Origin of the sequence: Micromonospora sp. CPCC 206061, assembly GCF_036906915.1 — a bacterium.
GTDB lineage: Bacteria > Actinomycetota > Actinomycetes > Mycobacteriales > Micromonosporaceae > Phytohabitans.
This window is the reverse complement of the sequence record NZ_JBAKHX010000045.1, coordinates 12,476-37,442: the sequence shown is the minus strand read 5'-3', so window position 1 is coordinate 37,442 and position 24,967 is coordinate 12,476. Positions and strand designations below refer to the sequence as shown.

Genomic DNA, 24,967 nt, shown 5'->3' with positions numbered 1-24,967 from the left:
CGCATTCACGTGGACCGCCAACAGCTTGCCGCCTCCGGCGCAGCTGTACACCGAGGCGTACTACGAGACTGACGGCTACGAGTCGTACTTCACGTCCGCCGGGCAGCGTCGTTTTGAGGCGTCTCGGCGGTTGCGGTGGTTGTTGTCGGTGGTGCGGCCGTCGTCGTTGCTGGAGGCGGGTCCGGCGGGTGGGTTTTTTCTTGAGGCGGCGCGTCGGGTCGGGATTTCCGTCGCGGGTGTCGAGGTGTCGGAGGTGGCTGCTCGGTTCGCGCGCGAGGAGCTGGGTGTGCCGGTGCGGCAGGGGTGTTTCGAGACGGTAGCGCCGGTTGATCCGGTGGAGGCGGTGTGCGCGTTTCACGTGTTGGAGCATGTGGAGGATCCGCGGGTGTTTCTGCGGGCAGCGCGGGACGCTCTGGTGCCGGGTGGCTGGTTGGCGTTGGAGGTGCCGAACATCGCCTCAGCCGCCGCACACCGGCTCGGGCGATCCTGGCCCGCCGTGGCGCCGGCGTACCACCGCTGGCACTTCTCTCCGCCGACGCTGACCCGGCTCCTCGCGGACTGCGGTTTTCTGGTCGTCCGCTACGACACCGTGTTCTCCCGGTTCTACTGGCGGCCCGGCGCCCGGCTGGCTCATGCACGTGAGCTTCTGATCGCCGACATGGTGGCGTCCCGTTCGCCTCGGGTCAGCCACCTTCGATTGGGCGACCTGCTACGCGTGTTCGCCCGCCGGGACCTGGGGGAATCCCGATGACCGATATCGATGTTTCGGTGCTGCTGGTGAGTTGGAACACCCACGACGAGACCCGTGATTGTCTGAACTCGCTGCCCGCCGCGATCGCCCACGAGCTGACCTACGAGGTGGTGGCGGTCGACAACGGCTCCCGGGACGGGTCGGCCGCGATGCTTGCCGGATATCCTCGGGTACACCTCGTCCGCAACGACCGCAATGTAGGTTTCGCAGCGGCCGTCAACCAAGCCTACCGGCGGGCGACCGGACGGCTGATCCTGCTGCTCAACAGCGACGTCCGGTTCCATCCGGGTGCGCTGACCACGATGGTCGACTTCCTGGAGAATCGGCCGGACGCGGCCGGAGTCAGCCCGCTGTATCTCAACCCGGACGGCACGTTCCAGCAGCACTACGTGCGCCTGCCGAGCTTTTCAGCAACACTCGCACTCGTCACGACATTGCGCCGACTACCGCGATTCCGGCGTGCGCTGCACACGTTCCAGATGCGCGGCGAGGACTTCACCCAGCCAAGGCTGCTGGCTTCCGGCAGTTGCATGCTGCTACGTCGTAGCGTGCTTGAGCCGCACCAGATTTTTGACGAGCGTTTCCCGATCTACTGGAACGATGCCGTTCTCGCCCGAACACTCAACGCCGCCGGGCACGACCTCTGGATGATTCCGGACGCAGTGGTCACCCACAGCCGCGGAGCGTCGTGTCGGCTGCTGGGTCCGACCATCCGGTTCCGCCATCTCCTCGGCAGCCTCGTCTGCTACCTGCGGCTTACCGAACCCGGACACCGACTGATCACGTTTCGAGTGCTGGTCTTCGCCGATTACCTGCTCAGGCGGCTGGTCGGTCGCCCGACGCCGATCGCGTTGAACGACCTGCGTGCCGCCCTTCGCGGCGATGTCGGCCCGCTGCCGGACGGCGATGTCCGCGACTGGTTGGTGCTCTTCAGCGCGGTTGGCTGGTCGACCACCCAACCACACGAGGCGCTGGGTGCCGCGGCAGCCGCCGGCCGCCGCGTCCTGTTCGTCGATCCACCCGCCAGACATCCCCGATGGCGCTGGACAATCCAACCCGTCGGGCCCTCCGTATGGCACGTCACGCCGCCGACCGTGCTGCCGTTCGCCCGGCGACTGAATCTGGCGAACCGGCTCAATCATCGGTTTACCGCGGCTCTGCTGCGCCGCTGGCTGGACAGGCATGCCGGCGCCCGCCTCCTGCTGACCGACGATGACCGAAGCGCTGCGGTGATCGGCCGTCTCGGGGAGGACGCCGTCCTACACGCCGGGCCGAACAGTTCATTGTTGGAGCCAGCCTGTGGTTAGCGAGGCCAGTCCCGCCGCGGCAATGTCGAAGGCGCTGCCCAGCCAGCACGGCACCGGACCGGCGGCGCCGCCGGCAGTTGACGCCCGAGACTGGGTCGTGATCTTCAGTGGAAGCCCGTGGTCGATCGGTGCTCACCGTCAGCACGCGATCGCCCGGGAGCTAGCCGTTGATCGGCGGGTCCTGTTCGTCGACCCGCCCGGGCAACGGCCCTGCTGGCGGCTAGCCGTAGAGCCGGTCGGTGATTCACTGTGGCACGTCACCGCGCCGACTCCGTTACCGTTCGGCCGGCAGATTCCGCCGGTCAACCGGCTTACCCGGTGGCTCACCGTGACCGTGCTACGCCGCTGGCTCGACCAGCACCCGGGCAGCCGGCTGTTGTGGATCGACGAGGACCTCGCCGCGTCGGTGATCGGTCGGCTCCGAGAGGTAGCCGTCGTCTACGACGCGACAGATCTGGACTGGACGTTCACCCGCCGCTGGAACCGTTGGCATCTGCGAGCCGGCCTGCGAAATGCCGTCGGCGCCGCCGACCTCGTACTCGCCTCCTCGACGGAGCTGCCACAGCGGCTGCCCGCCGCGCGCCGTCCTCCCACGGTGCTGCCCAACGGCTGCGACCCGGACCAGTTCGCGCCCGATGGCCCGATCGCACCATGGCTGGACCGGCTACCTCGTCCCCTGATCGGTTACGTCGGTGCGGTGGACACCCGGGCCTTCGACGCCAGCCTGGTCGCCGCCGTGGCGCGGTTGCACGATGACTGGACGTTCCTTCTCATCGGCCCATCGACCCGCGCCGGTCGGGCACCGTTCGCCGCGCTGCCCAACGTACGGCTCATGGATCCGGTGCCCTTCAGCGACGTGCCCGCGATCATGCGGGGCTGCGATGTCGGCATCATTCCTTACCGGGTAGGGGGCCTGGTGGACTATGTCCACCCGAAGAAGTATTACGAGTACCTTTCGCAGGGCAAGCCGGTGGTCGCTACGCCCTTGCCGGCGCTGGCCCGTGTCGACGGACCCATACGGCTCGCCTCGAACGCCTTGGCCTTCGCCGCGGCCATCGAGGAGGCGCTGCGCTGCGCCGGGTGTCCGGTGGCGGTGGCGCAACGCCGTGCGGTGGCCGTGCGCAACAGTTGGTCGGCGCGGGGGCAACAGCTGCGGGAGTTGCTCAGCGGTTTGGCGGCGCCGCGATGAGGGCGAGTGTCGTCGTGCCGCTGGTCCCACTGACCGCGGCGGCGCTCGGGGCGGCGACGGCGGGCCTGCTGGTGTCTTTCCCTGGCGACTTGGGCATTCTCGCCACGGGAACGGTCCTGTGCTGGATCGGTTTCATGCTGTGGCCATGGGCGGTGCTGCCGGTCGGCATCGTTGGCGGCGCGGTGGCGGGTGCCATGATCGGCGACGGCGAGGTGCGCTCGGTCGTCACCGCGCATGTGCTCGTCCTGGCAGCCGGTGGTGCCGCGCTGATGACGCGGCGGGCCGTCATCCCCGATGATGAGCGGCCCGCTCGAACCGGTGCCGACGTCCCCATGCTGGCGATCGTCGCGCTCACCGCGGCCGCGGCGGTGTACGGGCTTGCCGTCGGCAACCTGCCTATGCACGTCATGGTGGCGGCTTATCAGGTCGCGGTCATCCCGGCCTACTTCTTTCTCGCCACTCACACGTTGACCAGCGCTCGACGGATGAGGGCCGCCGGGATCCTCTACGTCGCCGCCGCGGCCGCCCTCGTCGGCACCGCGATGGCTGCCCCGGGTCGTCACGGGGGGCTCATCCCGTTGCTGGCGATACCTCCGATGATCGTTCTGGCCGGGCGCACCCGGGGCTGGCGTCGTGCCGGGCTGGTCGTGTTGGCCGCCGCGTTCACCACTGATGTGGCGCTGGCCTCCTACCGGGCCATCTGGCTCGCCGCGGGCGTCGCGGCGCTGGTGATGCTGATACGCGGTCGGGTGGCCATCCGCCGCTGGGTGGCCGCTGCTGCCGTGGTTGCCGGCGCCCTCCTGCTGGCCTGCCTCGTCGTTAGTTCGGGTGTACGGGACCGGGCGTCGGTTGCCGTGCAGGAGTTGCAACGATCCTCCGGGTACCGGGTATCGGAGTCGTCGGTTGGCCTCGACGTGTTTGCCGCTCGCCCGTTCGTGGGTGCCGGTTTGGGACAGTCCATACCCGACACCTACCTGGCTGGCTTCGCCGCCACTGACGTCGGCCCGACCTATCACGCGTTCTATGTGACGATCCTGGCCAATCTCGGGCTCGTCGGACTGTGCATAGTGCTGTGGCCGGTGTTCCGGGCGCTGCGGGCGGGGCTGGCCGAGCGAAGCGGCATGGCACTCGCCTTCGCGGCGCTGACCTGTGGCTTCCTAGCCGCGGCCCTGTTCGCCGGGCCGACCGACGGGCACTGGGAACTCGGACTGTTCCCCGCGCTGACACTACTGGCCAGTCGACCAGGGCTGACTACGCGACCATCAGGAGTGCCGAAATGACCCCGCTGGGCGCAACCGCGATCGTCGTCACCCACAACTCCGAGAAGCGCATCGGCGAGTCGCTGGCCGCGCTGTGCCGTGCCGGCCTGACCGTGCGGGTGGTCGACAACGCCTCCAGGGATCGGACCGTTGCACTGGTCACCAAGGATTTCCCGAGCGTCGAGATGATCGCCAACCAGGTCAACGTCGGCTTCGCGGCAGCGGTCAACCAGGCTCTCCACGGGGTCGACTCGGACATCACGTTGCTGGTCAACCCGGACTGCGTGCTGCCGGAAACCACGGCACGCGAGCTGGTCAACGTACTGCGCCAGCGGCCCGAGGTGGGCATCGTCGGTCCCCGCCTCATCGGTGCGGACGGGCGGGTGGCCATCAGTGCCCATCCATTCGAGTCCTTGGCCAGCGTCGTGGCCTCCCGGTTCGGCGGAAACCTGGCACCGGTGGCGCTGCGCCGGATGCTGAGCGGTAACCGGCGTCGGCGCGCCTATGACGCGTGTCGCGGATCGGGTACAGCGGTAAGCGTTGATTGGCTGTCGGGCGCCTGCCTCGCCGTGCGTACCTGCCTGATGACCGACATCGGCGGTCTCAACGAGAAGTACTTCCTCTATTACGAGGACGAAGAGCTGTGTCTGCAGGCCCGTCGGCGGGGAAAAGAGGTCGTCTACGTACCCACCGTGGAGGCGACTCATTCCGGCGGCGGCAGCAGCACCGAGGACCCGACTCAGACCTGGCCGCACCTGTACCGCAGCATGCTGCTGTTCTTCGCCCGACATCGACGTTCCACCTTTCAGCCGGTGCGGGTCGTGGTTCTGCTTCGCGCGCTCATCGGAATCGGACTCGCTGGCGTCCGTCTTCCCATGCGGCCACAGACGGCGGCTGCGCGGGCGCGCGCGTGGACCGAAGTGACCCGGATCGCCCTCACCGCGACCCGCAAGAGGCTGGAGGCGCCGTGATGCATTTACTGATCACCGCAGTGGGCAAGCGCACCGAGCATTGGACCGCGCTGTTCGCCGCTCTCTGCAAGCGGCCCGACGTCGCGGTCACGGTGCTTGCCGCCGATGTGTCAGAGGTGACGCGCCGGGAGCTACAACGCCAGGCTCGACAGTGCCCTCGGCTGCGGTATCACGTGCTGCCGCACCTGCTCGGCGAAGACCTCACCGGGCACATGGCCTCGGTGCTGTTCCGGCCCGGCGCCGGCCGCCTGCTCACCGGCCAGCGCCCGGACGTCATACACATCATCGGCGAAGCCGCCTACCTCAGCACCTGGCAGGTGCTCCGGCAGCGTCGGCGGCTGTGGCCGCGCGTGCCGGTAACGCTGTACGCGGCGCAGAACATCGTCATCAGGTTTCCGGTCCCGTTTCCGCTGCTCGAACGGCGGGCATACCGTGCGGTCGACCATGCTTTCCCGATCACCCCCGCCGCGCTCGATGTGTTGCGCACGAAGGGGTACCAGGGGCCCGCCGACATTGTCCCGCTGGGTGTGGACACCGACGTGTTCAAGCCGCGACAGGCCCCAGCCCGGCCCCCGCAGCGCTTCACCGCCGGATTCGTGGGGCGGCTTGAGCCCTACAAGGGTGTACGGGATCTCCTTCACGCGGTGGAGCTTGCAGACTGCGACCTGTTGCTTGTCGGCGACGGCAGCCTGACTCCCGAGGTCAGGCAAGCCGCCACTCGCCGGCCAGGCCGGATCAGGTTGCACGGCTGGGCAGACCATGCCGAGCTGTCCGGCCTGCTCGCCCAGATGGACGTCCTGGTCCTGCCCTCGATCGAGGTGTTGCAGCGCAACGTCGTGCCATGGATCGGTGTCCCGTTGCGGGAACAATTCGGACGGGTGCTGATCGAGGCGATGGCCAGCGGTCTACCGGTTGTGGGCAGCGACGTGGGAGAGATTCCGCACGTCATGGGCGACGCTGGCCTCTCGTTTCCAGCCGGCGATGCCGCCCGGCTGGCCGCCCGTCTGGCGCAGCTGCGAGACAGTCCCGATCTCGCGAGACGCCTTTCCGAACGGGGCATTGCGAGGGCGGCTACCCAGTTTGCCTGGGATCGGGTGGCCGACAGCCTGTGCCGCGTCTGGGAGCAGCTGATCGCCGGCAAGTCCGCTGACGGGACGCATTCATCCAACAGCGGCACCACCGCCGCACGGCCGACATCGGACCTGTCGGATCAGACGAACCAAGAGGCGATGATCTCATGAGCAAGTTCAGCTTCATCGCGGTGTCGCATGCCGTCTTGCGCCACGCCGGCCTCCCGCTGCTCGGCCTGTGCGTCGGCCTGGTCGGCGCTCAAGCAGTAACCGAATTCACACCGCCAACCTTTGAAGCGACCTCGTCGATGGTGGTCACGACCGAAGGCGTGAACAGGCGGGCCAACGAGGCGTTGGCCGGCCTGACCCTTGCCCAGAGTCTGGCCCCGACCATCGCTCAGCTGGCCGAGTCTCGCGAGGTCGCGTTGGATACCGCCAACGCTCTCGGATTACCGCCGGAAATGGTGGTCGGACATCTCGACAGCACCTTCGAACCAGGCGTCCAAATCATTTCAGTGCACGCGACCGCCCGCTCCGGTACGCAGGCCGCCGCGATCGCCAACGCCGCAATCGGTGCGGTCAGCCGCCAACTGGCTCTGCTACGAACCGGGGCGGGTGACACCATCACCACGCGCCCGCTCGACCGGGCGAGCCCGCCAAGCCGGCCCACCAATCCGAGGCCGCCGCTGAACGCTGCCTTCGGCGGGCTGGCAGGTCTGCTTGCCGGGCTAGGGCTGAGCAGAATGCGCGCTCGCCTCGACGATCGGCTCCGTGACCTCAGCCAGATCGAGGCTCAGCTTGGGCTGCCGGTCCTGACTGTGTTGCCACGCCTCCCGCGCCGATTCGCCTACCGTCACGCTCGCATGCTCTTTTCACGCAACGATGTCGCCGAGGCCATCAATGCTGGGGTAGCCGCGCTGACCGTGCTGACGACATCTCAACCGCGCCGACGGCTGCTGGTCACCAGCTCGCACGATGACGACAGCAAGGCGCTGGTGGCAGCGCTCCTGGCACTCGGGTTCGCTCATCACGATGATCGGGTCACGCTCGTAGAAGGGCAATTGCGGCGGCCCGCGATCAACGGGCACTTCCCGGAGGCGGCCGGACGCACCTTGCAGCAGGTCCTCGCCGATGGTCACGTACCAGCACCAACGGGACACGAAACAATCACTGTCCTCTGCGGTGACCCGAACGAATGCACTCCGGGCAGCGCCTCGACCTACGGCGAACCTCTCGGCGCATTGCTCAGAACACTCGCCGACCGCGATGACACCGTGATCGTCCACACGCCACCGGTGCTCGCCGGCGCTGACTTGGCAGTGCTCGCCCAGCATGTCGACGGGGTGGTGCTGGTCGTGCGGACCGGCGTCACCCGCAAGGCGCTGGCAAGGCGGGCCGCACTGCTCCTCCAGCGACTGGGCCTGCCCCTCGTGGGAGTCATCGCCGTCGGCGCTGACGGCCAGCGTTTTCCATGGGCATTCGCGCCACAGGACTCCCCAGCCAGCCGGTCAGCGGAGCCGCCGTTGCGCCGCACCGGTCAGCATCCACAGACTCCGTCCGTGCCGGGCGGTCGAACGCGCGAAGAAGCATCTCAGCCTAAGGAGTTCGCATGAGCGAGACAGTGTCCCTGACGCGGGTCACCGCGCCGGCGCTGGACGACCCGCGTCAGTTGTACTGCGACCTGTTGAAGAAGACCCTGACCCGGCACATCTTTGGGGAGATGTGGATGCCATATCATCCCCGCCGCCGGTCGTTGCACGGCGCGATCTACCACCGTGGGCGGCATCTGCTGCACCGGCGCGGTCTCGAGCTTGTTCGCCGGTTTCCCTTCGACGCCGAGGCGAGGGAGCACGGGCGAGACTGGCCGCCCGAGGCTGAGACGATGATCGGCCTGCGCAGGCTGGACAACCTTGAAAAGTGTATCGCCGACGTTCTGGACCGCGATGTGCCCGGCGATTTGATCGAGACTGGAGTGTGGCGTGGCGGCGCGGTCATCTTCATGCGCGCCGCGCTCAAGGCCTACGGCGACCGGGATCGGGTGGTCTGGGTCGCGGACTCCTTTCGTGGCCTGCCGAAGCCCGACCCACGGCGGGTCGAGGACGTCGAGGACGCACTGTGGAACCAGCCGTTCCTGGCGGTGTCACTCGACCAGGTAAAGGACAACTTTCGTCGGTACGGTCTACTGGACGATCAGGTCAGGTTTCTGCCGGGTTGGTTCGAGGACACGCTGCCCACGGCACCGATCGAACAGCTCTCCCTCATACGGCTCGACGGGGACCTCTATGACTCCACCATGGTGGCTCTGCGATCGCTCTATCCGAAGCTGTCCGTCGGTGGCTACGTCATCGTCGACGACTACCACGCGGTGCGGGGCTGCCGTCAGGCCGTGGACGACTTCCGGTCCGAATACGCCATCACCGATCAGCTTCAACAGGTCGACTGGACCTGCCGCTTCTGGCAGCGGTCGGTCTGACTTGCTGCGACAGCCGGGCCGCCCTCATTCGCTCACGCGTCCCGAAGTGCCGCGACCGTGTGGGCCAGCCCGTCGGCTAGCGAGGTGCGCGGCCGCCATCCGAGGATCTCGGCGGCCGCGCTCGCGTCGACCACCATTGCCGGCAGGTCGCCGAGGCGTGGCGGCGCCCGTTGCGGTTCTGGCGCCCCACCGACCGCCTCGGCCACTGCCCTGTGCAGTTCCAGGTCGGTGACCCCGCGGCCGGTGCCGACGTTGATCCGCTGCCCCGCGGCGGCGGGTCCGGCCGCCCTGACGAATGCGTCGACAACGTCGGCGACGAAGACGTAGTCGCGTCGGTTGTCGCCGTCGCCGAAGACCCACGTCGGCCGGCCGGTGAGCATAGCGGCGGCGAAGATGGCCACCACGCCTGCCTCACCATGCGGGTTCTGGCGTGGACCGTAGGTGTTGGTGAGCACCAGCGCGGTGGTTTCCAAGCCGTACAGGTCGTGGTACTGGCGCAGGTAGAATTCGCCGGCGAGTTTGGAGACCGCGTACGGCGACAGCGGGCGAGGCGGCGTGTCCTCTCGGACGGGCAACTGTTTCGGCGGCCCGTAGATTGCCACAGAGGAGGCGAGCACCACCTTCCGTACGCCCGCGTGGCGCGCCGCCTCCAGCACCGCCACAGTGCCGAGCACGTTCGCTGTCACGTCGCGCAGCGGGTCGGCGACGCTGGCCCGCACGTCGATCTGCGCGGCCAGGTTGAAGATCACCTCGGGCCGCACGGAGCGCGCCAGGGATCCGAACTGCGCGTCGACGACGTCGAGCTTGATCAGCTCACAGCGCCCGCTGGCGGTGGCCGCCGCCAGGTTTTCCATCCGGCCGTTGCTGAGGTCGTCCACGACGGTGACCTGGTGCCCGTCGGCCAACAGCCGGTCGGTCAGGTGCGAACCGATGAATCCTGCACCGCCGCAGATCATCGCGTGCACGCTCAGACTCGCACCAGCAGGCTGGACACCTGCGCCTGCCGGTAGACCGCAGCGACCCGCATGGCGTCCAGCCACGCGGTGTGCCGGCCATCGCCACGCCCACCGCCGCTGAGTACACCGGTAAGGCTCGCGGCGGGTGCGCTGGCCAACTCGGCTCGCGCCGCGGCGGTGCCCCACGGCTCGGGGAACGGGACCACCACCGAGGGCGTGATCCGCGCCAGCACGTCGGCTACGTCCCCGACGTCGACGCTTGTCACCGGCAGGCCCATCGGGGCAGCCTCCTTGACGACCTGATGCCCGGATTATCCGTTACATGCACTACCTGCAACTAGCAGCACACCAAAGAGATACGGGATTGCCGGGTCAGCGGTCGATCAGCCGTTACAGATGCTCGGGATACCGGTCGCCCTGCACCGGAATCTCGGCGGCGGCGCGGTCGATCTCGGCCAGATCGTCCGGGTGGGTTCGAGTTCGTCCGCGTCGAGACGCCCAAGCTGCGGCCGCAGTACTCCAAGGCGCTCACGATCACCGGCCAGACGCCGGAAGGCGGTCGGGGCGCGCATGGCGGAGGTTGGCTGGGGTCATGGCGCGATCACCACGCCGCCGCGAACGCCGCCTTGGGCCAGCCGGTCGTGAGCGGCCGCGGCGTCGGCGAAGGGATATACGCCGGCGACCCGAAGCGGGATGTCGCCGCTGGTAACGAGTTTGACCAGTTCACCCAGGCGTGATCCGTCCGGTAGCACCTCCAGCGCGAAGGTCCGGATTCCCCGCACCGGTTCCGGGCGAAGCGGAGGCGACGCGGCCACGTAGCCGCCGCCGTCGCGGATGAGGTCCAGCAGCGAGGGACCGATCACCGCCAGGTCGATGACCGCATCGAACATCCCCGTCAGGTCGTCGGAGCGCGCCAGGAATGCCGCGCCCAGCGACTCCACGAACGCGCGGTCGTCGATTCCGGCGAGTCCCGTGGCGTGCAAGCCGGCCGCTCGGGCCAGCGCCAGGACAAACCCGCCGACCTGTCCGGCGGCGCCGGTGACGAGCACCGTCGAACCCGCCGGGAGCGCGAGCAGGTCGAGGGCTTGGGCGGCGGCGAGGCCGTTGGTCGGCAGGGTCGCCGCCTCGGTGGCGGGGACGCCGGCGGGCGCGGGGGTCAGCCAGGCCGCGTCAAGCACCACGTACTCCGCGTGGGCACCGACCGTGGTTTGCAGCCATGGCGAGAAGCCGATGACCTCGTCGCCGATCGTGAACTGATCGACCGCCGAGTCGACCGCGTCGACGGTGCCGGCCACATCCCAGCCGGGCGTGTACGGCAAACCGGTCGGCAGCGGGGCGGGGAACCGACCGGAGCGGATCATCAGGTCGACCGGGTGGACGACGGACGCGGCGACCCTCACCCGTACCTGCCCCTGCCCCGGCTCGGGCACCGGCACGTCAACCACGTGCAGGACCTCCGGCCCGCCGAACTGTGCATAGCTGACTGCGCGCATCGCTGCCTCCTTGGTGGACTCTCGTGATCACCAAGACGGTACGAACCAGCGGGCACCATGAGAAAGTAGGTACCGCAAAGTACCTAGGGCACCGATGGAGGGCAAGATGGCGACGACGACCGCGGCACAACGCCGGGAACAGGCCAAACGCGACTACGACGCGTTCCTGCAACGGTGCCCGACCCGCGAGCTGCTGAGCAGGCTCACCGACAAGTGGGTCGCACTGGTGATCCCAGCCCTCGCCGACGGCCCGCAGCGGCACAGCGAACTCGCCAACCGCATCGCCGGCGTCAGCCAGAAGATGCTCACCCAGACCCTGCGCACGCTGGAGCGCGACGGCCTGGTCACCCGCACGGTCACGGCCTCGGTACCGGTCCGCGTCGACTACGAACTCACTCCGCTCGGCCATGAACTGTTTCCGGTCATGATCGCGATCAAGAACTGGGCGGAGACGCACATGGACCGAGTCTTCGAATCCCGCGCCCAATTCGACGCACGCCCCTAAACCTCCTCTAAGACGGTGCGTCGTGGCAACACCCGTGTCGACTGTCGGAGAGATTGGACTCGACACCGTCCGGATCGACCTTGCGAGTCGCTGGCGAGGGCCTTGATCATCCGCAGCCTTCACTTGGAGGCGACCGGCGCACTGTCCTGTCCGAGGGCACGCGGATTCCGGACTTACCTTGCGGTGCCATCCGCGGTGGTGGCCGCTGTCTGGGAGAGCAGGAGGGTGGCGGCCCGCTGTACGACATCGAGGTCATCCTCGGTGGGAGCGCCTGCGTCGTGCAGGGCGCGGCGCGCGACCGCATAGGGCATGTCGACCAGTGCGAGCACGATGTCGCGCAGACGGTGGCCGGTGGTATCGGCGATGGCGGTGAGGGCGACGGCGACGGCGCGTTGGTTTGCCTCGGCGCGTTCGGCGAGATCCGGTGAGATGTCACCGCGTAGCAGGTCGCGTAGGGCATGGCGCAGCAGCATGGCTGCGTCTTCAGGGTGATCGCGGCACCAGGTCAGCACGGTGAGCGCCGCGTGAATGCCCGCTGCGGTGCCTGGCGGGTCCAATGCGCCAAGGTACGCGCGTAGAAAGCGATCCTGGGCGCGCAGCCAAGCGGCAGCGACCAGGTCATCGCGCCGGGGGAAGCGGTGGTAGACCGAGCCGCTGGGGGCGCCGGTGGCCAGGCAAACCGCACGGGCGGTGGCGGCCGAGGGGCCGCCGGACAGGACCAGTGTGCGTACGGCGTCGAGCATCACATCCGGCGAGTGCTTGACGGGCTGTGGCATGAACCAGAGAGTACTCTCCAGTTGAAGTAGAGACAGTTCTCTAGGAGCGTTCATGGTCCTCAACATCCACGAACGGCGGCTGGCGGCGTCCGCCGCGGCGACCGGTGCCTGGGTTGATGCGAGCTGCCTCGCGGAGGATCTCGCAACGTCTAGACCTTGTGGACAGCGCGTTGATCTGCCCGTTGCCGACGCCAAGTGTGCTTTCCGAGCGGGACTGCTCGGTCGGTGTGGCCGCTGTTCTGGGGCAGAGCAGATTGAGCCGGACGAGGGGAATCTCGGACGTCCGGCTCAATCTGCTTTGATGCAGGCGTTCGAGGTTTTATGTCCGGCCGGTTCCGCCTTTGTTGGCAGGACGCCAAAAGTGGGGTCGGTGTGGCGCTCGGGTCGGCGAAGCGGAGGCGGCGGTGCGGTGTCGCTACGGTTGACGTCAGAGTTGACGGCAGCGCTTGGGGCGCTACGGGTAGCTGCGGAGTGCGGCGCGGACGGAGACGGGGGCCGATGGAGCCCAACGGCGAAGCCGAGGAACATCTGCTGGCTGGCTTCCGGCGCGGAGAGACAACAGATCTTGGCCCGGGTGAGCCGGCCGATCCGGCCTTTGGCCTTGATTCGTGGCCACCCAAGCGGGTGGTGCGGGCAGAATTCGTCCGTGCCCTGCTGCTGGATGCGGAGATGCTGGAGCCCAGCCACCCGCGGCTGGTCTCGCTAGCCGGCGCCCAGATAGTAGGGGCACTGCGGCTGAGCAACCTTGAGCTTACGGTCGACCTGGAGTTGCGCCGCTGCTACTTCACCGAACCCGTGGTGCTGACTAACCTCAGCGCGCGTGACCTCGACTTCACTGGTTGCCGGATGCCAAACCTCGCGGCGTCAGGCCTGGCAGCCGGCCTGGTGGAGTTGGCTGGCGCCCGTACTGGCCAGATCGACCTACGGCGGGCCCGCATCCGCGATGACCTGTCGCTGGATGCCGCAACCATCGGCGATGAATCCTATGTTGATGATCCCGACTACCTCGCGCTCTACGCCGACGGCCTTGCCGTCGAGGGCCACTTGACAGCTACCGGCCTCGCGGCCGCGGGCCAGATCCGCCTCGTCGGCGCACGGATAACCGGCAGCCTGGGCCTGAACCATGCACACATCGCCAATCCGGCCGGGGTAGGAGTGGACGCCAGCAGAATCACCGTGGAGGGCGGTGTCTACGCCACTGTCGAGATCGATGGGGAACTGGTCCTCACCGGCGCGGCGATCGGCACGCTGCTGAGCTTGCTCGAGGCACGACTGTCAGCGCCACACGGCCGGCCGACACAGGAGCCCGGCTGGGCAGTGCGAGCAGGCGGGCTTACCGTTGACGGGCACCTCATCGCGAATGGCGTACAACTGACGGGTTGGACCGAGTTTCAAGCTGCGGTGGTACGCGGCGTCTTCGAAATGGATCGCGTGTCGATCGGCCCGCACCCGTCCGAGGCAGTCGGCATGCTCGACCTCACAGGCATGGAAGCCCAATCACTGAGCCTGCGCGACGGACGGCTCAATACCTTTCTGAAGTTGGACCGGCTGCGGGTCGCCGGCAACGTGACACTGACCAATTCGACGATCGGTCCGGAAATCGCCGAGACAGGCCCGGACTGGCCGGGCCTCAGCGCCGATGCCGCCACAGTCGCCGGCACCTTCTCCCTGGAGGGTGTGTACAGGCCCGCGGCATCGTGTCCCTTGTAGACTGTACTGCGGACCGGCTGGACCTCCATGCCGCGCGATTACGCAGTCCCGGCGGCGTGGCACTGGACGCAAGCCGGATCAACATCAGTCACGGGATGCGAGCACCGCACGCCGAAGTGGACGGTGCAGTGATCCTGGAGGCCGCCCGCATCGGCGACACGCTTGAGCTGATCGACACCCGGTTGCTCGAGTCCTCCTCCACTCTGGCAACGCTCAACGCTCGCCGCCTTCTTGTGGACGGCGATCTGCGAATAGCGGATCTCTCGGCGACCGGCTCTCGGTTCGACCTCAGCCAGGCCCGGGTGACAGGACACAGCGTCATCGGACCGCTCAACCCGGAGGTGCCACTGCCCAGCACCGAGTTGATGACGCTTCACCTGGACAGCTGCCAACTCGACTCACTCGACCTCGTTGATGTCCTGGCCGAGATAGACCTGGAAGGCACAACTGTGCGGCGGCTCTACGTCCACACCGACAGCCCAATGAGGCTGTCCGGCCTGAGCTACCAGGACCTGGCGATCGGCCCTACTGGCGATCTACGCGAGGCGCTGGCCTGGTTGGCGCGGGACCCGGCTTTCATTCCGCAGACATACGAGCAGCTGGCGGCGTTCTACTCGGGCCAAGGTCGCGAGGCGGACGCCCGCGAGGTGCGCCTGGGCGCCCGTCGCCTGGCGCGGGCACGAGAACCCTGGCTGCGCCGCTTGCCCGGCCTACTGTCCGATTCGGTCGCTGGCTACGGATACCGGCCAAGCCGAGCCTTCGTCTGGCTGCTCATCTTCTGGTTGATGATGCTCGGTTGGGATGGAAGGAAAGTGGGAACCAAACGGCGATGTCAGCGAGCTCCTATCCGTGCTCGGGCAGGCCGCCGGGTATCTACTGACCATCCCAGCCATCGCAGCAGTCAACCGCGTCTTCACACGCAACTAGGAGACCACTGACCTCCGCCGTTGGCGTTGGGTGGAGGGCTGGATTGCGGCGGCGGTTCCGTCGAGGATGAGCTGTAGCCCGGCGGTGAATTCCTCGTCGGGTGGCATCGTCCAGCCGCCGTTGCCAATCAGCGTTGGATAGGCCGATGCGGGTGCGGCGGTGTCGAGTAGGTCGGTCCAGAAACTTGTCGAGTCGGGTGTGGTGACGGCGTGGCCGACCGTGTAGGTGAATGTGGCGCGGAGCGCTTGACCGGCGTGGGGTGGCGGTAGGCCGGCGCGTGTCAGCGCCGCGAGGGTGGTTTCCATCAGGCGCAGGGCGCTGGGTGAGTAGGGGCTGGCGGCCAGCAGCGAGACGGCGCCGGGATGGCGGCTAAGAGTCTGCCGCAGTTGCTCGCCGAGGCTCAGCAGTATTGCGCGCCATCCGTGGCCGGAGTCGACGGTGACGTGGAGGTGGCCGAGCAGCCGATCGGCGAGGCCGGTGAGCAGCTCGTCCTTGTTGCGGAAGTGCCGGTACATCGACGTCGGATGGGCGCCGAGGCGCTCGGCCAACGACCGCATCGTGAGCCGACCGACCCCGTCATGGCTGACGACCGCCAATGCCGAGTCCAGGATGGTCTCCCGGCTCAGGCTTCCTCGGGCCAGGCGCGATCCCTTGTCCATTGCCACCGGTGCAGACTATCGTCACCGCCATAGCCTACTTAGTTGACTAAGGAGTATGCGACGACGTGGGACAGCTATCGATGACGTGGGTGCGGCGGTGACCACGCAGCCGGCACCTGACTGTGACGTGGTGGTGGTCGGGGCGGGGCTCGCTGGCCTGACCGCGGCCCGTCGCCTGCGCGAGGCGGGCCGGACCGTCGTCGTCCTGGAAGCCCGTGACCGGGTCGGCGGTCGCGTCCTCGACGTACCGGTCGGCCCAGGCCCAGGCGACGTGGTGGAGCAGGGCGCCCAGTGGGCCGGGCCCGGGCAACACCGGATCCTCGCCCTGGCCTCCGAGTTCGGAATCGCGACCTTCCCGTCCTATACGCAGGGTGAATCGGTTTTGGCCTTGGCCGGGCGGCTGCGTCGATACCGCGGCACCGTGCCGCCGCTGGGCTGGTGGACGCTCGCTGGATACGCCCGGATGGCCCGCCGGATCGACTCGCTCGCGAGTGGTCTGCCAGCGGCGGCACCGTGGCGGGCGGCCCGGGCCCGCGAGCTGGACGCGCACACGGTGGCCGCCTGGGTCCACGCTCGCACCGGCGCTTCCCGCCTACGGTTGTTCATGGATCTCGCCGTCCGGATGGTGTACGGGGCCGACCCGGAGGAGATCTCGTTACTGGACTTCCTGGCGGCAGTACGGGCGGCCGGATCACTCGGCGCTCTCCTCGACGATGCACAGAGCCTGCGCTTCGCCGGCGGGCCAGCGCAGATCCCGGCCCGCCTGGCCACCGACCTGGGTGACGGGGTCCGCCTCAGGCAGGCTGTCCGGTCGGTGCACTGGGCGCCCGGGCACGTCACCGCGCACACCGACACGCTTTCCCTGCGAGCCCGCCGGGCCATTCTCACGCTGCCGCCACCGCTGGCGGCACGGCTGCTCTTCAGTCCACCGTTGCCCGCTGTTCGCGACCAGTTGCTGCAACGCCTGCCGATGGGGTCGGTCAGCAAGGTGAACGTCTTGTACGAGCGGCCCTTCTGGCGTTCGGCCGGACTCAACGGCTTCGCCGTCGCCGACCGCGGGACCGTGCGGACCGTCGTGGACAACTCGCCACCCTCGGGTCGGCCGGGCGTACTCCTCGCCTTCGTGGCCGGCAGCCACGGGGACGACTTCCTCGGCGATCCGCCGACGCGGGACCGGGCGGTGCTGCACGCGCTCACCGGATTCTTCGGCCCACCCGCGGGCGAACCGGTGTCGATCCACGCCACTGACTGGGCGGCCGAACCATGGACCCGCGGCGGATACGGCAGCTACAGTCCACCCGGCGCGCTCACCCGCTTCGGCGACGAGCGCATCCGACCCGTCGGGCCGATTCACTGGGCCGGCACCGAAACCGCAGCCGAGTGGCCCGGATACATGGAAGGTGCCATCGCGTCCGGAGAACGGGCCGCCGCCGAAATCCTCGCCGAGGCCAACGGACCCACGACATGACCGGTGAACCCCGGCCTGCGGCGGCGGGTGGCGGCCTTCTTCGCCGACCGGAATCCCGACGACGTCCTACTCCTGCATTTTTCTTGCCATGGGCTCAAGGACCAGCGCGGCAGGCTCTATCTGGCCGCCGCCGACACTGAACTGAGCTTCCTGGCTGCCACTGGACTGCCGGCATCGTCTCCGGGCACGAGGGCAGCGCGTACATCGAGTTCAGTCCAGACCACGCTTTCGGGCCACGACAACGGGATCCAGAGCATGGGTTTCAGCCCCGATGGGAAACTGCTGGTCTCAAGCGCCGCCGGTGGCACGACGAGGATCTGGGACGTGGCGACCCGCACGGCCACGGCGACTCTTCCCAAAGTCTGGTTCCCACAGTGGATCAGCCCGGACGGCGGAACGTTCGCCGTACACAAGATGGACAAGAGCTTCGAGCTGCGCAGCCTGCCCGCGGGCAAGCTGATGGCGACCGTCGCAGACGCCGGCGAGTTCGCCGGCTTCAACGCGAACGGCTCCGCATACGCCACAGCCACCGCGGGGACGGTGCGGCTCTACGCCGTAGCGACCCAAAAGGAGTTGATCGACACGCCGCTGACCGTGCCCATCAAGGGCGACGTGGCGGGTCAGGGCCTCATGCCGCTCACCGGCCATAGCGGCACCGTCACCGACATGGTGTTCACCCAGGGCGGCGAGGTGCTCATCACCACCGGCACCGACAAGACGGTGCGCCGCTGGTGGGTCCGCCTCGTCCAACCCACCCGGTACTACGCGGTGTGGAGCTGCGAGTACTGGCGGGAGTGCGCGCCACTACGGCTCGCTGGCGCCGCCGGACGCTCGCCGGCCGGGCGGTTAGCGCGGCCGGCGAGCCGGAGGATGACCTAGTCCGCAGCGGGGAACGGGAGGAGCCCCTACCGGCGGCCGGATCCGTCGCTGGCGCGTTTGCGGACTGGCTACGCCCCAACGCGCTATCGGACTACAAGGTTGGCATCAATCGTGCAGAGAACCGACGGCACCAGTGACGCCAAGATCATCAATAGGCAGCTGAGTCCGCCGCCGAGCGGTCTGATCTCCGTATTCCCAATCCGCATGAGTCACTGATGCCCCGCGTCGCTGTCTGGCGACGCGGGCTTGGCCGCCGGAGCGTTGATCTCTCCCGCGGACAGTGGAGCACCGACCCGTGATCGCGCCGGAGAAGGTTCACGCCAGGCCGCAGGTGGCGCCGTTCAGGGTGAACTCGGTCGGGTGGACGTTGTTTCCCGCCAGGCTGGCGGTGAACCCGAAGCTGACCGAGCCGCCGGCGGGGATGGTGGCGTTCCAGCCCGCGTCGGTGACGGTCACGCCCGGACCGTCCTGTGTGTACGTGCCGTTCCACATGTCGCTGATCGTCTGGCCGGACGCGAACGACCATGCCAGGTTCCACGGGTTGACCGGTGCCGAGGAGGTGTTGACTACCTCCACACTGGCCTGGAACCCGCTCGACCACTGGTTGACCACGGTGTAGTCGACCTCGCACTGGCCGACCGGAGCGCCTCCGTCTCGCCAAGACAGCAACTCCGCCATGGCCTCCGGGGTGATCCGCGACCCGCTGGCGTAGTCGGTTCCGGACCAGGCTCCGCTTCCGAGCGAGTGCACCGCCACCACGCAGGCGCCCTCGCAGCCCGGGCTACCCGCCGGCCGCTCGGTGTAGACGGGGGACCCGCTCAGGCCTCCGATCGTGTAGTGCCCGTACGCGACTCGGTCCCCAGCAGCGTTCACGGCGCGGATCTCGTCCTCGCTGAACCACTGCTCGGCGTTGACCGATCGCGCCGGCTTGTCCTGCGGGTAGCCGCGGTTTGTGGTCGGCGCGCCAAGCACGTCGCTGCCGGCGGCCGGCGCCCACATGCCGTACCAGCCGACCGTGTCGCCGATGTTGCAGTCGAGCCGTACGGCCGCGTAGTCGGTCGACCAGTCAATGTTGTTGGCGTCGGCGCTCTCGATCCATCCCGCCGCGATGTACTGGTCGATCGCGCGGCAGGACCCGAACGGGGCGTCCGCGCCGTCCCGTGCCGGCCATGCCCACAGCTCGTCGACCGGACGCTCGCCGGGTGGGTTGAAGCTGGCCTCCTTGTAGAGGCAGTGCGCCGCGGTGGCCACGATGTCCGGCCCGTAGAGCCAGCCGGTGCAGGCGCGGCTGTGGGTCACGCCGCCGTTGGTGGATCGGGTGAAGTAGACGGTCGCGCTAGCCGGATACGCGGTCGTGTCCGGTACCGCCATCCGGTTGTCCGGCAGCGCGAGGGCCCCGAAGCCGTTCGGGTTCGGAGTAACCGGCTTGCCGCCGCTGGTCGGCACCGGCGGCAGGCCACCGGCGTCCACCAGCGGCGCGGCCCAGTCCTGATATGAGGATGTGCTCCCGGTGCCGGCGCGGCCGGACACTCCGGCGTCCTGCGGGGACTGTGCCGCCGCCGGCGTGCCGGCGACCCCCAGCGTCAGCAGGCCGCCCGCCCCTGCGGCCAGCATTGCTCTCCATCGAAATCGCACGTTGCTTCCTCCCGTGTCATTGCCCGTCCCAGGTCGGTCGGGCAGGGGCCGGGCGCAACGATGCCGGCGAAGCCTTGCGAAGAACCTGTAGATATCTTGATCCGCTGGTAGCCGGTTGGTTGCGATGGTTTCGCGCAGACCTGGCATTGACCCGGCGTGTGACATTCGATCCGTGGCCGCGGTCGTTCGAGCGGTCTCGTAAATGGCTCGCCGCAGGGCCTGAAGATGCTCCCCTGGTCATGGACGGGATGCCAGCGCGATAAGATGATCTTCCGTGTTACCAGTCGTATTCATTCACGGACTCATTGGGCCCTTCTCCGACACCCGCACGGTTTCTCTGTTGCACCCGGCTCCCGTCGTCTGCCCTGACCTGCTCGGGTACGGAACTGAAGCGGGCACGGATCCTGCCCGGATCAGCATCGAAGCCCAGGTGGACTATGTGCTTGCCGCGGTGGACAGCGCAGCGCCTGGCGCTCGGGTGCACCTGGTCGGGCACTCGGTTGGCGGCGTCATCGCGATGGCGTTCGCCGACCATTTCCCCGATCGGGCGGCGTCGGTGATCAACGTCGAAGGGAACTTCGCGTTCGCCGATGCCTTCTGGTCGGCACAGCTTGCTCGCAAGAGCCGGGATGAGGTGCACGACCTGCTGGAAGCTGACCGTGCGGACCCGGCCGGCTGGCTCCGGGACGGCGGGGTCGAACCGACCGAGGAGCGCATCCGATCCGCGCTCGAGGCGCTCGCCTACCAGCCGGCCACCACCGTTCAAGCCATGGCGCGCACGGTCGTGGAGTTCACCGGCCGGTCTGACTACGAGCCGTTGCTTCGCGGAGTGTTCCAACGTACGCCAGTGCACCTCGTCGCCGGGGCTCGCTCCCGAGCCGGGTGGCACGTGCCCGACTGGGCATTGACGGCGGCGGTCCGCTACAGCGAGATCGCGGACGCCGGCCACATGGTGATGCTGGAAGCGCCTGAAGTGTTCGGCAGGGTGCTCGCAGACCTGCTCAGCGGTGAGGCACCTTCATCGTGAGGCTGCGGGCCACGGCAGGGGCTGGGCCCTAGTGTCGACATAGGACGATGCTGGACTGGGCGGAGTTGGCCGACGCGATCGGCGTGTATTTCCCGGGTCGGCCAATCGTCGGCTACGAGCGTGGGGACGCCCTCGCCGCAGCTCTTGATGGTGGGTTTGTGCCCGTCGGTGAACTCAGGGTATGGGTGCGCTGACCTGGACGTGCTGGCCAAGGGAGCCCGAAAGGGCGTTTTGCCGGTGGCGGGTTGTCATGCAGGGCCAAGGTAGGGACTGAAGTGCTCGGCCACGACGTCGGCGATGCCTTCGCCGTCCAGGGCGCCGTCTACCTTGATAACCAGCATGCCGTGCTCGGACGCGGTGCGGACGGCGTCGTCGGCAACCAGGCGGTCCCGAGCGATCCGGTTGCGTTGCGCACGTTCGGGATCACTGACGCCTGCCGAGAGCGCGCCGGCTCTCGGCAGGGTCTGGAGTTGGCGTCTGCGGAAGTCTTCGGTGGGCACCATGATGATCATCCGGCGTGGCGAGTCGACGATCGGGGCGACGAGATCGGGTCGCAGGCCCCAGCCCTCGGCAATGATCGGGCGACCGGAAACAAGAGCACGCAGGTCGTCCAGAGCCCACTCGAAGCGGGTGGGGAAGCCGGCAAGTGTCTCGGCAGCCATCACCTCCGGGCTTAGGTGCACCCATACCTGGTCGGGATCTAGAGGGGTCGGCGGCTGGCCGAGCCGGAGCCGGGCCGCGATCCTGCGATCGTCATGTCCACGCGCGTCGTGATAGTCGTAGTGGTAGGCAGTGAGACCGTGCCTGACAGCCAGAATGCGGGCAACCGTGGACTTGCCGGCCCACTGGCCGCCACCGATCCACAGAGTCTGACGCAGCGTGCCAAACGGATCCCAAACCATGGTCTGAGTGTCAGTCCACCACAGAACAAGATCAAGTCTTGTTCTTGCGCATCAATGATGATTAATTAAAGTTATAGGGTCGGGTATGACGTGAGGTCCCACCTCCGACAGCGACACCGTCGTCCCGGCTGCCCGGAGCGGGCCGCTGAACGCTGGCCCTCGCTTCACCCATCGCAGCCATACTCTGCCGACGAGGGCGTCGACGTCGGGCCGCTGAGCAAGCCGGAGGTGTTGGCGGCCTTCATCGCCCCGCCAACCCCCGCGGCGGGCTGAGCTGGCGCGGCCACCGCGCGGCGGGCGGAGCCGATGTCGAGGACCCGATCGTCCGGGACAATCGCCCGGCGCCACCCAGCCCATCCTCATCCCGCCCGGCTCGGTGGGAACCGAGATCATCGAGCAGGTCGATGTGAACGAGGGGAGTGGTGCGAGGGCGCTGACAGCCTGTGGCCTGCCGCGCGATGAAGTTTGGGAGCCAGGGCCTGATCGAGCGCACGGTGATTCCCAAGATGGCCGCGACGGTTTGCAACGTTCATGCGTCGCCACTGCGGTGGCGATCACTCCGTCGGGTGGAGCGCTCCGGGCCGGTCGAGGAGGGTCAGACCGGTCTGGGTCGGGTTGTGGAGGACGTTGCCGTGGTGCCGGCGGGTCGTGATCAGGCCGGCCGCCCGCAGGACGGCGGTGTGCTGGCTGACCGCCGCAGATGAGACACCGAGGCGGTGGGCCAGGGCGCCGGTCGTGGCGACGCCGTCGGCGATCGCGGTGAGCACCGACGCGCGGGTGCGCCCGAGGAGGTTGGCCAGCGCCGGCGTCGAGGTGCCGGCCGTCCAGACGTCCGCGGCCTGGTCGAGGTCGACCGAGGCGGGATAGATCAGGGTGCAGTCGGTGGGATCCACCGGTCGTACATCACCACCGGCGCCCGCAGGAAGAACGACGGCACCAACCGTAGCCCGCGCCCATCGAGGAAAACGTCGCTGTCGCACGGGTACTCGGTGGCAATGTGGAGGGTCGGCGGCGTCCATCGGATGTCCGGGTGCAGGCCAGCGAGCAGTCCGTCGACGCCGTTGTCGAGCAGGATCGTGCCGCGGTGTGCACGATCCGCGTCGAGGTGCGCACGCATGCGACGCCAGTGCGGGCCCACGGCGATGCGGTGGTAACTCTCCATTGTGGACAGAATTGTCCGCCGTACGGCGAGAGCGTCGGCCAGCCCGGCCAGTGCGGCCGGCACCCGGCCGTGATGGTCGGCGTAGAAATCCAGCTCGGCCCGGACGGCCTGCCGGGGGCCGGCCAGGAATGACTCGGCGCTCTCGGCCAGGTTGCGGCCGGGCCCGGCGAGCAGGGCCATGTCGAGATAGGGCATCCGCGCGGGCGCGATCGCGGTCAGGACCGCGAACCGCGAATCGAGCGCACTGCGTACCCGGCGTCGCCACCCGCCGAACATTCGTGTCGTGCCCTCGGCCGCTCAGCTTGAGCAAGCTGAACACGGTCTCGGCCAAAGGGCCCAACGTCGGCGCCACCCGCACCCGCACCCGCGCCAAGTCGGCGGCAGACAAGTGAATCCGGTACATCCGCCCGGCTGAGGGACGTGGCCGGCGTACGCGTCATGGAACCGCCGTACAGCGCGGTACCCCTCCACGAAGCCCTGTGGTGGCACCCTGTCCACACCCATGACGCCGGCCACGTCTGGCTCCGGGAGATCACCGCGCGAGTGGCGGCCAGGATGAAAGAACAACCACGGCAGGGCTGACCAGTATGTCGTCAGGCACAGACTTCGGGTTGCCCGGCGCCGACCGGTTCGAACTGGACAACCATCGCCAAGGTCGAGGTCTGACCGCCCGCGACCGCGACCCACAGCACCTGGCCGGTGGGGATCAGGTCTGGTCGGACGGTGAACGCCCGTTCCTGAGGTCGTAGCGTCTCGCCGGTGATGGGGTTGCTGCGCTGTTGTTCGTCGCCGATCACCGGCCAGAATGCGAGGAACTCGGGGTGGTCCTCCTCGTTCGGAGGTCCGCTCGGCGTCGGATGCGGCGGCGATGTCAGCTGCGGGGCGTTGAGGACGCCGAGGCAGTCCATGGTGGCCGGGATGAGCTCGATGCGGGCGCCTTTGCGCTGCAACTCTTGTTCGGCCTTGGCGAGGTCGGCTGCGTCGGTGCTGTACAGCACCACGGCGAAGCTGCCGTCGGGCTCAGCGCGGATGGCATAGGCCGGGTTGGCTGCGGTCACGATGAGCGCGCCGACTACTGCGGTCGCCGCAGCGGCGACCGCTGGCGCCGCGATACGCCGCAGCATCCGGCGCCGGTGACTGGCGCCGGTCGCCTCGGGGCGCGAATCCCGGGGAAAGTCGGCGCGCAACTGCTCTAGCAGCCGATCCTCGAACCGGTCGGTTCCGGTGGTGTGGTCGGTGGTGTTCATGTCATCTCCCAAAGCGGTTCTTGCGACGGGGCGGGACCGGTGTCCGCCCTGAGGGCACGGCGGGCGCGGTACAGCCGCACCCGGGCGGTGCCGGGCCGGATACCCAGGGCGGCGGCCGCGGAGACCGGCAACCCATCGACCGCGACCAGTTCGAGCACCGCTCGCTCCGCCTCTGGTAGTTGTTGCAGCCGCCGGTACAGCTGGCGGGCGGCCCGGCTGGCGTCGATGCGTTCCTCCAGCCGCTCGATGTCCTGGTCGTCGAGTAGACGCCGGCCGGCAAGTCGCTGCCGCCGAACCGCCTCACGGGCGTGTTGCCGGGCGTGATTGGAGATCTGGTTACGAGCTATCCCGTACAGCCACGCGATCTCTTCACCACGCTGTGGTCGGTAGCTGGCCGCTGACTGCATGACGGCGTAGAAGACGTCGGCCGTGATGTCGGCAGCCAGGTGCGGATCCTCCACCCGGCGGGTGACGAAACGCAGCACGGCCTCGACGTGCGCCCGGTAGAAGGCGGTGAACCTGTCCGGGTCAGTCAGGGGTGGGGGTCGACCCATGGGCGGCTCCTCACATCGGCAGCGTTGCCTCTACTTGGCTGCGAGCC

25 protein-coding genes are annotated in these 24,967 nt (G+C 68.3%); 14 read left to right on the top strand and 11 right to left on the bottom strand.

The genetic code is table 11. The features are described 5' to 3' along the window. Positions 1-25: 25 nt before the first annotated feature. Genes V6V89_RS26160 through V6V89_RS26125 form a run of 8 tightly spaced genes read left to right on the top strand, consistent with a single transcriptional unit; the run spans position 26 to position 9,020 of the window. Positions 26-751, top strand: coding sequence for a class I SAM-dependent methyltransferase (locus V6V89_RS26160; protein ID WP_334622002.1), 726 nt, complete (start codon positions 26-28; stop codon positions 749-751). Further along, positions 748-2,058 (top strand): glycosyltransferase family 2 protein, encoded by a 1,311-nt coding sequence (locus V6V89_RS26155; RefSeq protein WP_334622001.1) that lies wholly within the window; start codon positions 748-750, stop codon positions 2,056-2,058. Before V6V89_RS26160 ends, V6V89_RS26155 begins: the two co-directional genes overlap by 4 nt. Beyond that, positions 2,051-3,247: a glycosyltransferase gene (locus V6V89_RS26150; protein WP_334621999.1), complete on the top strand. Its 1,197-nt coding sequence runs from the start codon at positions 2,051-2,053 to the stop codon at positions 3,245-3,247. The genes V6V89_RS26155 and V6V89_RS26150 overlap by 8 nt, the downstream gene beginning before the upstream one ends. Beyond that, positions 3,244-4,527, top strand: coding sequence for an O-antigen ligase family protein (locus V6V89_RS26145; RefSeq protein WP_334621998.1), 1,284 nt, complete (start codon positions 3,244-3,246; stop codon positions 4,525-4,527). Before V6V89_RS26150 ends, V6V89_RS26145 begins: the two co-directional genes overlap by 4 nt. Further along, entirely contained in the window at positions 4,524-5,477 is a 954-nt protein-coding gene (locus V6V89_RS26140; protein WP_334621997.1) for a glycosyltransferase family 2 protein, read from the top strand. The genes V6V89_RS26145 and V6V89_RS26140 overlap by 4 nt, the downstream gene beginning before the upstream one ends. Next, complete coding sequence (locus tag V6V89_RS26135; protein WP_334621996.1) at positions 5,477-6,718, top strand: glycosyltransferase family 4 protein; 1,242 nt, start codon at positions 5,477-5,479, stop codon at positions 6,716-6,718. The genes V6V89_RS26140 and V6V89_RS26135 overlap by 1 nt, the downstream gene beginning before the upstream one ends. Then, positions 6,715-8,160: a hypothetical protein gene (locus V6V89_RS26130; RefSeq protein WP_334621995.1), complete on the top strand. Its 1,446-nt coding sequence runs from the start codon at positions 6,715-6,717 to the stop codon at positions 8,158-8,160. The genes V6V89_RS26135 and V6V89_RS26130 overlap by 4 nt, the downstream gene beginning before the upstream one ends. Next, complete coding sequence (locus V6V89_RS26125; protein WP_334621994.1) at positions 8,157-9,020, top strand: TylF/MycF family methyltransferase; 864 nt, start codon at positions 8,157-8,159, stop codon at positions 9,018-9,020. Before V6V89_RS26130 ends, V6V89_RS26125 begins: the two co-directional genes overlap by 4 nt. Before the next feature lie 32 nt (positions 9,021-9,052). Here the strand turns inward: V6V89_RS26125 and V6V89_RS26120 are convergent, their stop codons facing one another. From V6V89_RS26120 to V6V89_RS26110, 3 genes are all read right to left on the bottom strand, one after another. Beyond that, a complete protein-coding gene (locus V6V89_RS26120; RefSeq protein WP_334621993.1) occupies positions 9,053-9,976 on the bottom strand; it encodes an NAD-dependent epimerase/dehydratase family protein in 924 nt (307 codons plus the stop codon). An 11-nt stretch (positions 9,977-9,987) separates the two neighbouring features. Continuing rightward, positions 9,988-10,254 (bottom strand): hypothetical protein, encoded by a 267-nt coding sequence (locus V6V89_RS26115; protein WP_334621992.1) that lies wholly within the window; start codon positions 10,252-10,254, stop codon positions 9,988-9,990. Between the two features lie 312 nt (positions 10,255-10,566). Beyond that, positions 10,567-11,469 (bottom strand): NADP-dependent oxidoreductase, encoded by a 903-nt coding sequence (locus V6V89_RS26110; protein ID WP_334621991.1) that lies wholly within the window; start codon positions 11,467-11,469, stop codon positions 10,567-10,569. 106 nt (positions 11,470-11,575) lie between these two features. Here V6V89_RS26110 and V6V89_RS26105 point away from each other — a divergent pair, with 106 nt between their 5' ends. Then, the gene (locus V6V89_RS26105) at positions 11,576-11,974 is read left to right on the top strand and encodes a winged helix-turn-helix transcriptional regulator (RefSeq protein ID WP_334621990.1); all 399 of its coding nucleotides are present in this window, start codon (positions 11,576-11,578) and stop codon (positions 11,972-11,974) included. Between the two features lie 173 nt (positions 11,975-12,147). Here the strand turns inward: V6V89_RS26105 and V6V89_RS26100 are convergent, their stop codons facing one another. Further along, entirely contained in the window at positions 12,148-12,750 is a 603-nt protein-coding gene (locus V6V89_RS26100; protein ID WP_334621989.1) for a TetR/AcrR family transcriptional regulator, read from the bottom strand. A gap of 498 nt (positions 12,751-13,248) precedes the next feature. On the opposite strand from V6V89_RS26100, the gene V6V89_RS26095 reads away from it, so the two are divergent. Together V6V89_RS26095 and V6V89_RS26090 are read left to right on the top strand one after the other, a co-directional pair. After that, a complete protein-coding gene (locus tag V6V89_RS26095) occupies positions 13,249-14,460 on the top strand; it encodes a hypothetical protein (protein ID WP_334621988.1) in 1,212 nt (403 codons plus the stop codon). Between the two features lie 56 nt (positions 14,461-14,516). Continuing rightward, positions 14,517-15,398, top strand: a complete 882-nt coding sequence (locus V6V89_RS26090; protein ID WP_334621986.1) for a hypothetical protein — start codon at positions 14,517-14,519, stop codon at positions 15,396-15,398. Here V6V89_RS26090 and V6V89_RS26085 read toward each other — a convergent pair. Continuing rightward, on the bottom strand, positions 15,384-16,046 hold the full coding sequence (locus V6V89_RS26085; protein ID WP_334622016.1) for a TetR/AcrR family transcriptional regulator C-terminal domain-containing protein: 663 nt from the start codon (positions 16,044-16,046) through the stop codon (positions 15,384-15,386). The genes V6V89_RS26090 and V6V89_RS26085 overlap by 15 nt on opposite strands. Positions 16,047-16,143: 97 nt before the next feature. On the opposite strand from V6V89_RS26085, the gene V6V89_RS26080 reads away from it, so the two are divergent. Further along, on the top strand, positions 16,144-17,514 hold the full coding sequence (locus V6V89_RS26080) for a flavin monoamine oxidase family protein (RefSeq protein ID WP_334621985.1): 1,371 nt from the start codon (positions 16,144-16,146) through the stop codon (positions 17,512-17,514). 3 nt (positions 17,515-17,517) lie between these two features. Further along, on the top strand, positions 17,518-18,393 hold the full coding sequence (locus V6V89_RS26075; protein WP_334621984.1) for a hypothetical protein: 876 nt from the start codon (positions 17,518-17,520) through the stop codon (positions 18,391-18,393). Between the two features lie 315 nt (positions 18,394-18,708). On the opposite strand, the gene V6V89_RS26070 is transcribed toward V6V89_RS26075, so the two are convergent. Continuing rightward, on the bottom strand, positions 18,709-20,007 hold the full coding sequence (locus tag V6V89_RS26070; protein WP_334621983.1) for a cellulose binding domain-containing protein: 1,299 nt from the start codon (positions 20,005-20,007) through the stop codon (positions 18,709-18,711). Positions 20,008-20,302: 295 nt separating this feature from the next. On the opposite strand from V6V89_RS26070, the gene V6V89_RS26065 reads away from it, so the two are divergent. After that, positions 20,303-21,055, top strand: a complete 753-nt coding sequence (locus tag V6V89_RS26065; RefSeq protein ID WP_334621982.1) for an alpha/beta fold hydrolase — start codon at positions 20,303-20,305, stop codon at positions 21,053-21,055. A gap of 248 nt (positions 21,056-21,303) precedes the next feature. Here V6V89_RS26065 and V6V89_RS26060 read toward each other — a convergent pair whose 3' ends face one another. The 5 genes from V6V89_RS26060 to V6V89_RS26040 form a co-directional block, all read right to left on the bottom strand. Further along, the gene (locus V6V89_RS26060) at positions 21,304-21,957 is read right to left on the bottom strand and encodes a hypothetical protein (RefSeq protein ID WP_334621981.1); all 654 of its coding nucleotides are present in this window, start codon (positions 21,955-21,957) and stop codon (positions 21,304-21,306) included. 554 nt (positions 21,958-22,511) lie between these two features. Beyond that, positions 22,512-22,850, bottom strand: coding sequence for an ArsR/SmtB family transcription factor (locus V6V89_RS26055; protein ID WP_334621980.1), 339 nt, complete (start codon positions 22,848-22,850; stop codon positions 22,512-22,514). Next, on the bottom strand, positions 22,826-23,395 hold the full coding sequence (locus tag V6V89_RS26050; RefSeq protein ID WP_334621979.1) for a hypothetical protein: 570 nt from the start codon (positions 23,393-23,395) through the stop codon (positions 22,826-22,828). The genes V6V89_RS26055 and V6V89_RS26050 overlap by 25 nt, the downstream gene beginning before the upstream one ends. A 317-nt stretch (positions 23,396-23,712) precedes the next feature. After that, a complete protein-coding gene (locus V6V89_RS26045) occupies positions 23,713-24,366 on the bottom strand; it encodes a hypothetical protein (RefSeq protein WP_334621978.1) in 654 nt (217 codons plus the stop codon). Continuing rightward, positions 24,363-24,920, bottom strand: coding sequence for an RNA polymerase sigma factor (locus V6V89_RS26040; RefSeq protein ID WP_334621977.1), 558 nt, complete (start codon positions 24,918-24,920; stop codon positions 24,363-24,365). The genes V6V89_RS26045 and V6V89_RS26040 overlap by 4 nt, the downstream gene beginning before the upstream one ends. Positions 24,921-24,967: the final 47 nt, after the last annotated feature.

Excerpts from the sequence above, each read along its gene's own strand:
- V6V89_RS26085 (WP_334622016.1), bottom strand. The coding sequence starts at position 16,046 with ATGGACAAGGGATCGCGCCTGGCCCGAGGAAGCCTGAGCCGGGAGACC.
- V6V89_RS26145 (WP_334621998.1), top strand. The coding sequence starts at position 3,244 with ATGAGGGCGAGTGTCGTCGTGCCGCTGGTCCCACTGACCGCGGCGGCG.
- V6V89_RS26120 (WP_334621993.1), bottom strand. The coding sequence starts at position 9,976 with ATGATCTGCGGCGGTGCAGGATTCATCGGTTCGCACCTGACCGACCGG.
- V6V89_RS26060 (WP_334621981.1), bottom strand. The coding sequence starts at position 21,957 with ATGGTTTGGGATCCGTTTGGCACGCTGCGTCAGACTCTGTGGATCGGT.
- V6V89_RS26110 (WP_334621991.1), bottom strand. The coding sequence starts at position 11,469 with ATGCGCGCAGTCAGCTATGCACAGTTCGGCGGGCCGGAGGTCCTGCAC.
- V6V89_RS26130 (WP_334621995.1), top strand. The coding sequence starts at position 6,715 with ATGAGCAAGTTCAGCTTCATCGCGGTGTCGCATGCCGTCTTGCGCCAC.
- V6V89_RS26125 (WP_334621994.1), top strand. The coding sequence starts at position 8,157 with ATGAGCGAGACAGTGTCCCTGACGCGGGTCACCGCGCCGGCGCTGGAC.
- V6V89_RS26135 (WP_334621996.1), top strand. The coding sequence starts at position 5,477 with ATGCATTTACTGATCACCGCAGTGGGCAAGCGCACCGAGCATTGGACC.
- V6V89_RS26095 (WP_334621988.1), top strand. The coding sequence starts at position 13,249 with ATGGAGCCCAACGGCGAAGCCGAGGAACATCTGCTGGCTGGCTTCCGG.
- V6V89_RS26070 (WP_334621983.1), bottom strand. The coding sequence starts at position 20,007 with ATGCTGGCCGCAGGGGCGGGCGGCCTGCTGACGCTGGGGGTCGCCGGC.
- V6V89_RS26155 (WP_334622001.1), top strand. The coding sequence starts at position 748 with ATGACCGATATCGATGTTTCGGTGCTGCTGGTGAGTTGGAACACCCAC.
- V6V89_RS26040 (WP_334621977.1), bottom strand. The coding sequence starts at position 24,920 with ATGGGTCGACCCCCACCCCTGACTGACCCGGACAGGTTCACCGCCTTC.
- V6V89_RS26105 (WP_334621990.1), top strand. The coding sequence starts at position 11,576 with ATGGCGACGACGACCGCGGCACAACGCCGGGAACAGGCCAAACGCGAC.
- V6V89_RS26115 (WP_334621992.1), bottom strand. The coding sequence starts at position 10,254 with ATGGGCCTGCCGGTGACAAGCGTCGACGTCGGGGACGTAGCCGACGTG.
- V6V89_RS26045 (WP_334621978.1), bottom strand. The coding sequence starts at position 24,366 with ATGAACACCACCGACCACACCACCGGAACCGACCGGTTCGAGGATCGG.
- V6V89_RS26050 (WP_334621979.1), bottom strand. The coding sequence starts at position 23,395 with ATGTTCGGCGGGTGGCGACGCCGGGTACGCAGTGCGCTCGATTCGCGG.
- V6V89_RS26140 (WP_334621997.1), top strand. The coding sequence starts at position 4,524 with ATGACCCCGCTGGGCGCAACCGCGATCGTCGTCACCCACAACTCCGAG.
- V6V89_RS26100 (WP_334621989.1), bottom strand. The coding sequence starts at position 12,750 with ATGCCACAGCCCGTCAAGCACTCGCCGGATGTGATGCTCGACGCCGTA.